This window comes from Mycobacterium sp. (assembly GCF_052144515.1).
GTDB lineage: Bacteria > Actinomycetota > Actinomycetes > Mycobacteriales > Mycobacteriaceae > Mycobacterium.
In genome coordinates this window covers 1-9,087 of record NZ_JBKQQD010000582.1, presented here as the reverse complement: position 1 = coordinate 9,087, position 9,087 = coordinate 1, and the positions used below count along the sequence as shown (strand labels likewise).

Annotated in this window: 8 protein-coding genes and 3 pseudogenes; 7 read left to right on the top strand and 4 right to left on the bottom strand. The window is 62.1% G+C overall.

The genetic code is table 11. The annotated features are described in order from the left end of the window. The first annotated feature begins 316 nt into the window (after nt 1-316). The 6 genes and pseudogenes from ACLP9N_RS40415 (at nt 317) to ACLP9N_RS40390 (ending at nt 4,760) form a co-directional block, all read left to right on the top strand. Entirely contained in the window at nt 317-550 is a 234-nt protein-coding gene (locus ACLP9N_RS40415; protein ID WP_442412649.1) for a hypothetical protein, read from the top strand. Next, the gene (locus ACLP9N_RS40410) at nt 540-851 is read left to right on the top strand and encodes a type II toxin-antitoxin system PemK/MazF family toxin (protein ID WP_442412648.1); all 312 of its coding nucleotides are present in this window, start codon (nt 540-542) and stop codon (nt 849-851) included. Before ACLP9N_RS40415 ends, ACLP9N_RS40410 begins: the two co-directional genes overlap by 11 nt. Before the next feature lie 223 nt (nt 852-1,074). Further along, nucleotides 1,075-1,347, top strand: a complete 273-nt coding sequence (locus tag ACLP9N_RS40405) for a hypothetical protein (protein WP_442412647.1) — start codon at nt 1,075-1,077, stop codon at nt 1,345-1,347. 4 nt (nt 1,348-1,351) lie between these two features. Next, complete coding sequence (locus ACLP9N_RS40400) at nt 1,352-1,696, top strand: DUF1036 domain-containing protein (RefSeq protein WP_442412646.1); 345 nt, start codon at nt 1,352-1,354, stop codon at nt 1,694-1,696. Between the two features lie 890 nt (nt 1,697-2,586). After that, nucleotides 2,587-3,811, top strand: a pseudogene (locus ACLP9N_RS40395) (IS256 family transposase). Between the two features lie 277 nt (nt 3,812-4,088). After that, entirely contained in the window at nt 4,089-4,760 is a 672-nt protein-coding gene (locus tag ACLP9N_RS40390; RefSeq protein ID WP_442412645.1) for an HD domain-containing protein, read from the top strand. Between the two features lie 551 nt (nt 4,761-5,311). On the opposite strand, the gene ACLP9N_RS40385 is transcribed toward ACLP9N_RS40390, so the two are convergent. From ACLP9N_RS40385 to ACLP9N_RS40370, 4 genes and pseudogenes are all read right to left on the bottom strand, one after another. Then, nucleotides 5,312-6,112, bottom strand: coding sequence for an SDR family NAD(P)-dependent oxidoreductase (locus ACLP9N_RS40385; protein WP_442412644.1), 801 nt, complete (start codon nt 6,110-6,112; stop codon nt 5,312-5,314). Continuing rightward, complete coding sequence (locus ACLP9N_RS40380; protein ID WP_442412643.1) at nt 6,109-6,654, bottom strand: carboxymuconolactone decarboxylase family protein; 546 nt, start codon at nt 6,652-6,654, stop codon at nt 6,109-6,111. Before ACLP9N_RS40380 ends, ACLP9N_RS40385 begins: the two co-directional genes overlap by 4 nt. A gap of 350 nt (nt 6,655-7,004) precedes the next feature. After that, a complete protein-coding gene (locus ACLP9N_RS40375; protein WP_442412642.1) occupies nt 7,005-8,027 on the bottom strand; it encodes an NADP-dependent oxidoreductase in 1,023 nt (340 codons plus the stop codon). A gap of 98 nt (nt 8,028-8,125) precedes the next feature. Further along, nucleotides 8,126-8,274, bottom strand: a pseudogene (locus ACLP9N_RS40370) (recombinase XerD); the annotation flags it as partial. Between the two features lie 468 nt (nt 8,275-8,742). Here ACLP9N_RS40370 and ACLP9N_RS40365 point away from each other — a divergent pair. After that, nucleotides 8,743-9,087, top strand: a pseudogene (locus ACLP9N_RS40365) (hypothetical protein); the annotation flags it as partial.

Sequence of the window (9,087 nt, the reverse complement as noted above, 5' to 3'; positions counted from 1 at the left end):
CCCGGCGGGGGAGCGGCGCTTGCCCAACCACTCCGAACCACCCACTGGGTATCGACTAGTTCGATTAACACGATGAAACATCAAACTCGAAACTGAGCAGGCCCGGCGGCATCGAAATCCGTTGATGTGAACCGTATTAGAAATCGCTCGCACTGTAGACTTCGTCATAGGTACCATCCCGAAAGCTGTTGTCGCACAGACAGTTAGGGAACATGGCGTGGTTTACTGGTAACCCGCCGTATTCGATTCCGCCGTATTCGAGCCCCGGGGATAAGCGCCAAGACAGCGTCTTACAATCTGTGGTACGCTTGTGTCTATGGCTGACACGATTACATTCCGGCCCGACGAAGACACCTCGAATGCGTTAGCTGTATTGACGCGTGATGGCACTCCGGTATCAGCTGCCGTTCGAGCAGCACTGATCGATGCCGCGCGACGAAAAGCCGCCGCCTCAATTCGTGCAGAGGCTGAGGCGCTCGCGGCGGACGAGGCCGACAGGGCAGAAGCAGCGCAGGTGCTCCGCGATATGGAGACACTGCGTGCGTGGTGAGATCTTCCGACTTCGCGCCGCACGGGATAGCCGGGGCCATGAGCAATCCGGCACACGCTATGCCGTCGTCGTCCAGTCCGACGAACTCCCGCTATCAACCTTGCTGGTTGCGCCGACATCGACGGCTGCCCGCGCGGCGAGCTTTCGACCTGAAATTGAGATCGCTGGTCGTGCCACCCGAGTGCTGGCCGAGCAGACGGCAGCTGTCGATCCAAGCCGGCTGGGCGAAAGTGTCGGATACCTGAGCCTCGACGACGTGCGCCGCGTCGACGCGGCGCTGCGAATCGTCATGGAGCTCTGAAGGATGACCGCGGGGCAAGTTACGATCGGGTGTTCAAAACCGTTGGGCAACAGTTGAAAACGGCGTAGTTTACTGGTAACTCGCCATATTCGATTCCGTCGTATTCCAGGTGGCCTGGCCCCGCTTGATCCCGTCCAGGGGTCGCGGAATCGCAACATCGCTATGGGAGCAAGTCGGTGAGAGTGTATAGTTTGTGGCCTCAAGATGCCAAGGGAGGTAAGTTGTGTCTAATCCCGAAATCGCGCCACCCCGCGCTTTTAGTCCCGCTGACGTCCGCGAAGCTTTGATTCCGAAAAACGAAACGACTCATAGGATACGTCCTTTCGGCGGAATCATCGAAGACGCCGTTATCAGCCAGGAACGGTCGGGGCTTGTGAATACAAAAGCAGATCCTGCCAAAATCGCCAATGCAAAAACCCCGCCTCTTTCGACGAAGCCAATACCGACTTTATCTGTCGCTGAACGGCTGCGGGAACGGCTAAAGAAGGGGGGGTAAGGCGATGTGGATAGCATTTCAAAACAACTATTCACACGGCGTATGGGTTGCAGTTGGGTATTACTACCCAAACTGTCCCGACGGTGGTGACTGGGGGAAAGAAGGTTGGTGGAGGCTGAATCCAGGTCAATCTGCAACCGTACTCTGGACGACAAATGAATATTCATTGTTTTACGCAGAGGCTGACGATGGTGCTGTTTGGTCTGGGCCGTATGGAACGGAACTCCCCTACGAAGCCTTCAATTGGTGTTGGAATACAGGAAGTAGCAATGGGGAAGGTGTGGGCATGAGGCTGATTACGGCGACCAATGCAGGCTGGCCCTGGACCGGCACCATCGATCTAACATGAGTCCCCTATACGTTATTTTGAAGTTGTTCGGCGGTTGGCTTTCTTGAGGATTTCGTCGGGGGTTCCTGCTGACGCTGAAAACGGGAAACCTCGCAAACCTCGCGATCATAGGCGCTATGCCGCTGATCAAGATTGTCGCGCAATTCGCTTGTGCCACAGGGCATATGGCACTCGCCTGCCCCCGGCATGCTTGCTTAGCCACCCGCCTGCCCCAAACATGCTGCAGCCCAAACAGGTTCAGCTAGGATCGCTGGCGGGCATCGGGTAGCCATACACCTGTGTCGGGCCAGCCATCTTCTACGAAGACTCGAAAATGCTTTGCTGGGGGGATCGAGTAGCCGACGCGTGGATTTAGCCCGGTCTCATCCAATGCATCATTGAATCATCTAATGAATCATTACCACATCGGCGCCGCTAGATCCAGCGCTGACACCCGGATCCAACTCAGTAAGCATGTATCCACGGCTGGCGCCGCACGAGGCCCACATCCGTAGTGACGGCGAAAAGTGCAGCTAAACAATCAAATAACCGCGATCACGGTCAGGACAGTTCCCGGGCAGATCACCGGCACTGGTTGATTCATCTGATGAAAACGGAGGACTTTACCGGTAACCCGCCGTATTCGTTTCCGTCGTATTCCCCGCCGGGGGAGTAGCGATGGGGGACTCGCGCGTCCTGACGTCGGCTCGGGCTTAGTCAATCCCCTACGGAGTAGGCGCCTCTATAGCGGGACACCGGCTACCGTGTTATACGGCTTCGTCAGCCAGGTATCGATAGAGTGTCGCGCGGCTTTCATTTACGGGTCGCTGCGCTGCGGCAGCGGGAGCAGCCGGTGCGCGCGGTCAAAAAGCGAACATTCCGCCAGCGAGAACGGCACGGCGGGCGGGTCGTTGCTCGACGAGATCGTGCGTGACGGTGCAAGGGCAAATGCTCGCGACGGCGTTGCAGGCCGAGGTCGCCGCCTACATCGATGCCCATGCCGGCGAGGTCGACGAGAAGGGGTATCGGCTGGTGGTACGCAACGGCTACCACAGTGAACGCGAGGTGTTGACCGCCGCGGGTGCGGTGCCGGTGCGGGCGCCCCGGGTCCACGACAAGCGTGTGGACCCCGATAGCGGTGAGCGACAACGGTTCTCCTCGGCGATCCTGCCCGCGTGGGCGCGGAAGTCTCCGCAGGTGGCCGAGGTGCTGCCGCTGTTGTACCTGCATGGCCTGTCCAGCAGCGACTTCGGTCCGGCGCTGGAGCAGTTCCTCGGGTCGGCCGCGGGCCTGTCCGCGGCGACGATCACCCGGCTCACCGCCCAGTGGCAGGACGACGCCGAGGCGTTCAACAAGCGCTCGTTGAAGGACACCGACTACGTGTACTTGTGGGTCGATGGGATCCACCTCAAGGTCCGCCTGGAGCAGGACAAGGTGTGCCTGCTGGTGATGATCGGGGTGCGCGCTGACGGCACCAAGGAACTCGTGGCTCTTGCCGATGGGTTTCGCGAGTCCACCGAGTCCTGGGCTGGCCTGCTGCGGTCGTCTCGCCGGCGCGGGATGCGGGCACCGGTGCTCGCGGTCGGCGATGGTGCGTTGGGGTTCTGGAAGGCCTTGCGGGAGGTGTTCCCCGACACCCGAGAGCAGCGGTGCTGGTTCCACGTCAGCTCGAACGTTTTTGCCGCCCTTCCGAAGTCGGCGCACCCCGGTGCGAAAGCCGCGCTCGCGGAGATCTACAACGCGGAGGACAAGGACCACGCAATGAAGGCGGTCAAAGCATTCGAGGCCGACTACGGCGCCAAGTGGCCCAAGGCAGTTGCCAAGATCACCGAGCGCATCGACGTGCTGCTGGCGTTCTACGACTACCCGGCCGCGCATTGGATCCACTTGCGTACGACCAATCCGATCGAGTCGACGTTCGCCACCGTCAGGCTGCGTCAGCGGGTCACCAAGGGACCTGGCTCGCGGGCCGCCGGAGTCGCGATGGCGTTCAAGCTGATCGAGTCCGCACAAGCCCGCTGGCGTGCCGTCAACGCCCCCAACCTCGTCGCTCTGGTCCGCGCGGGCGCCAGGTTCGAGAAGGGCATGCTCGTCGAACAACCCGACGAATCAGGAGGTGACCAGCAAGTCGCGTGACACGCCGATCCACAGTCTTGACCGTTCCTCCGCGCCGGGCGGTAATGCCCTCACGTGCCCTATCTGGCAGTACCGTTCGGCCATGTCATCGACGGGTTCGTGGCTTGTTCGTATTTTTTTTCAGCTCGAGCCCGGCAATGGTGAAATACTCTCTGCTGAGACCTCTCAGATGGTGAGCGCCACACTTACCGCCTTCCCGAATCGGCACCTTCGAGTTTGGCTCCGTCGGCGCGACGCGCACACGCGTCCCTGGGGCCGAGTGGAGGAGGGAATTAGTGTGAGCAAGAAGATCGCGGGCATCGAAATCCCCGATACGCGGCTGGCGGCCGAGGCCACGGCACTGGTCCGCGAAGCTGAGCCGCCGCTGCTATTCGACCACTCTCGCAGGGTCTACCTGTTCGGGATGCTGCAAGGGCTACGGCGCGGCCTGAAGCCCGACCCGGAACTGCTCTACGTCGGAGCGATGTTCCACGACTTGGGTCTGACTCAGACATACCGGACCACTCATCAGCGCTTCGAGATCGACGGTGCGAACGAGGCGCGTCGGTTCCTTACCGAGCACGGGGTCGGCGCTGATGATGTCGGCCGGGTTTGGACGGCGATCGCCCTACACACAACGCCCGGTGTTCCGGAGTTCATGGAGCCCGAGATCGCGTTGGTCACCGCGGGTGTGGAGACTGATGTGCTCGGGATAGGCCGTGACGACCTGGATCCGGCGGCGCTCGAAGCCGTCACCGATGCGCACCCGCGACCCGACTTCAAGCGCCGGATTCTGGAGACCTTCACCGACGGCTTCAAGGACCGACCCGACACAACCTTTGGCACCGTGAACGCCGATGTGCTAGCCCACTTCGTGCCTGGCTTCCAGCGGATCGACTTCGTCGAGGTCATCGTGAACAGCTCATCGCGCCAAACCACTAGCTATGTCACGTATCGCGACCACCGCTGAGACGCCATTTCAGCATGCCGCTGGGTGACTTGGTGGCTAGTCGGCGCCGGCCACATCTGCAGGCCAATTCGTCTTTTCAAAACAGCTGCTCAGAACCAGTTTTCGACGATCGGCTGTAGCCACGCCGCGTACATCGGGGAATAGGGAGTTGATTCATCTGATGCAAAACGACGGGTTTACCGGTAACCCGCCATATTCAGTTCGGTCGTATTCGTCGCCGGATTAGTGGCCCCCCGGCTAGTTGGGGGTGAGCAAGTAGCTGAGCGGTGACCGGCACCTGCCGGGAGAGTAACGTAATCAGCTGGTTCCCGTTGCGCCGCATGGATGTTTGCTTGGGGGTGGGCGCTGTGTAGCCCGCCAGGTTGAAGGTTGACAATGCGGCCAGTTCCCCGCGGCCCGAGATCGGATTCGAGCGGAGGGTTGTCTGGGTCTGACCTTACTGCCCGACAAATTGTGTAGGGCCAGCACCGTGAACGAGCCCTCTTACCATGCGTTGTGACTACGGGCAATGACTGTCGGAATCGGCGTGGGCAGATATCCACGAAGGCAGGTCAGCCGATTCGGCTGCTTTGGCCGCCGTCGACGGGGAGGAGGGCACCCGTGATGAAGGAGGCTTCGTCGGAGGCCAGGAACAGTGCGGCGTGTGCGACGTCCCAGGCTGTGCCCTGGCGGTTGCCTAGGGGGACCATTTTGTCGCGGGCGGTGCGCAGGGCGTCCTGGTCGATGCCGGTGGCCTGGGCGTAGCCCTCGATGGCCATCGGGGTGTCGATCAGGCCGGGCATGATGGCGTTGACGCGGATGCCGTAGCGGGCGTTGTCTATGGCCAGGGCGTGGGTGAGGGCGTTGACGCCGGCCTTGGAGACCTTGTAGGCGGCCAAGGGGGCGGCGCAGACGGCGGCGATGGATGAGACGTTGAGAATGACGCCGCTGCGGCGTTCCCGCATGTGGGGGATCACCTGGCGGCAGGTGGCCCAGGTTGCGGTCAGATTGACGTTCAGGATGCGGTCCCAGGCCTGCGCGGAGACGTCGGAGGTGTTCCCGTCGCCTGCGGCGATGCCAATGTTGTTGTGCAGCAAGTCGATGCGGCCCCAGTGATCGATCGCCGTGCGGGTGATGGCCGTGAGGCTGTCGGGGTCGGTGATGTCGGCGATGAGGAGGTGTGCGATGAAACCCTCCGACGCGATCAGCTCGCAGGTCTGCCGCACCGAGGCTTCGTCGCGGTCGACGGCGAGCACCTGCGCTCCCTCGCGGGCGAACAGCAGCGCCGTCGCTCGCCCGTTCCCGATGGTGGTGCCGGCGGTCTGACCCGCACCGCAGACGATTGCGACCTTGTCCTGCAGCCGACCTGTCATTTCGGAAACCCTTCTAATCCCTCGTCCAGCGGTACCTGGAATGTGTTGAGAGCAGTGGACACCAGGACGTACTGCCCCACGGTGAAGACGATGTCCATCGTCTGCTGAAGTGACCAGTCGGCCGAAAGCGCAGTCCACAAGGCGTCGCCGAGCCGGTGCTCGGCGACCAGTTGGTCGGTGACGAGCAGCAGGGTGCGCTCACGCTTGGGCCACCCCTCGCCGATGTCCGCCTCGGTGACCCGCACGATCTCGTCGTCGGTCAGCCCGGCGCGCGTTCCCAGCACGCGGTGCTGCCCGAACTCGTAGTCGGACCGGCACAGCCAGCCCGTGCGGAGGATGACGAGTTCGCGTTCGCGTGCGGGTAGGGTCGAGCCGGCCAGGATGTGATTCCCGAACACCAGCCAGCGCTTCAGCAGGTCCGGATGGTGGGCCAGGACGGTGAAGATGTTGAGCCGCCTTAGCCCGTCGAGTAGGGCCCGTGTCTCCTCGGCCCAGTCGCTCTCGCTTGAAACCGGGACACGCGGCGGTAGGTCCGCTTGCATGCCGTCCCCCTTTGCCGATAAGGAATCATCTGATGAATCATCATCACATCACGGCAGGTCAACACAGCGCACACGCCTCGTTACGCGTATCCGATCGGCGTCGGCGACCGCGCCTCGCCACCCGTACGCACGACGCAATCAAATCGCCAGCTCAGCAAGAGGTTTCAGGCGCGTCCGTCACTCACCGCCCGCAGCAGGAGGGCCGGTGGTTGATTCATCTGATGAAAAGTCGGGTTTTACCGGTAACCCGCCGTATTCGATTCAGTCGTATCGTCGCTAGCTCGGTGGCGTATCCCTACGCGGAGCGACACCGCGCCTTGGGGACGGCGGTTGCCATGGTGGGCTCCTGGTTATTCGTCTGCGATCTTGACTAGCTGCTTGCCGAGGTTCTCCCCGGTGAAGAGGCGCCTTAGGGCGTCCGGGGCATTCTCGAGCCCCTCGACCACATCAATCTGGTTCTTGATCTTTCCCTCACCAGCCCAGCCTGCGAGCGCACCGATCGCCTCCATCGCCCGATCGAGGTAATCAAAGACCAAGAAGCCACGCATAGTGCCGCGTTGGAGGATGAGGTTGAAATGGTTCCTGATCGCTGCCCGTTTCTCGAATCCGCTGTAGCCGGAGACCATCCCACAGAGTGCGATCCGCGCGCCGACCGCGAGATTGGCGAGCGCCGCATCAAGCACCTCGCCGCCGACGTTGTCGAAGAAAACGTCGATTCCGTTCGGGCACGTCTCGCCAAGACGGGTGGGGAGGTCCTCCGTCTTGTAGTCGATCGCGTCGTCGGCATTCAGCTCCGTCCGCACCCAATTGCACTTGCGGGCCCCGCCTGCGATGCCCACCACACGACAGCCCTTGACCTTGGCGATCTGGCAGACGATCGATCCGACTGCCCCGGCGGCGCCCGAGACGACCACCGTCTCGCCGGGTTTGGGCTCTCCCACATCGAGCAGGCCAAAGTAGGCGGTGAGCCCGGTGATGCCGAATACTGACAGCGCGGTCGCAGGGTCGACTCCGGGCGGGATCTTGAGCGGCGGAACGAGGCCACCGAAGGCCGACCCGTCACTGACCGCATAGTCCTGCCAACCAAAGGCGCCCGAGACCAGCTCGCCCACCTCGAAGTCGGGGTGCTTCGACTGAACCACCACACCGGCCCCAGCGGCGGCCATCACCTCGCCGAGCGGAAGCACAGGGATATAGGTGTCGATTTCCATCCACGTCCGCTGCGCTGGGTCGCAGGAGAGCCATCGGTTTCGAACTAGAAACTCACCTTCGCCGATCGAGGGCACCGGCTCTTCCCGCCACTCGAAGTGTTCCCGGCCCACGATTCCCGTCGGGCGCCTGGCAAGCAACCATCTGCGGTTCTTCTCGGTCATGCTTCGCCGCTCCCTCCTGACGACCGCGAGTCTGTTCGCGTCAAGGTCAACCTATCCCGTTGTGGCTCGCTCTCACCGCCAATTTCACTTCGCATCCACTACTTGACGTACCGCGACCACGGTTCAGCGGCGATTTCTGCATGGCGTTGGCGACTTGGTAGCTGTAGCCGAGGAGTTCGGCGACTAGAGGAGGGGGCACTTGCGCGACGAGGTTCTGAATTGCGGAGTTGCGCCCGCCGAGCAGATTGAATCAGTGATCTGGCGCGGCACTACGCGGGAGCCACCTACACAAGCAAGCTCGACATTCCCACGGCGGCCTAACTAAGGTTGCGCGGGACCGGGCGCTACCGCATTTCCCGACAGGCAATCATGAAACTCCTGACTATCCGGGGCGAAGTCGAAGCCGCAGTTGCACTCATGAACTTGCTGGGGGGTGGGAAGCGCATTGCAATAGTCGGTGCCAGCCGAGGCCGATGGTGCGGTCCACATAACACCAGCGGCCAAGGCTGCCGCTGCAGCGCCGACCGTGGCCATCAATACTCTCGTCTTCATGTTGGGATTCCTTTTCTCTGCAAGCCGACGGCACTCTGCCGCCGCTGGTTACAGCGGTGACAGCATTTGTAGCAGTGCGTGAAGTTGAAAGCATTTCTGACAACTGTCAGCCCCCAGGTGCACACTTACAAACCACTAGGGGGGCACAGGGAGCGCAGGAGACATGACCGACGACGGCGAAGCTGAAGAGCAACCGGCAACGGCCGCTGCTGGTGGCGACGAGACCACAATCGTGCCGCCGATGGCGGCTGCCCCGGGACATGCTTGGTCGCAGGAGGAGCCCATCACCGAGGCATTGTCGCGGCCGTGGCGCTCGGCATGGGTGATCGCGGGCATCGGCCTGGGGTGCGCGGTTGTCGTGGCTTTCGCCATCTTTGGGATCGTCGCCCTGGTGAGAGATGGCGCCACTCGGACGCCCCCGACCACGCCGACGCATTCTGCCTCAGCGCCAGCGCCGGGATCTCCAGCTCCCCCGCAGGCAGCTCGGCCCGATGACGACGAGTTTGTC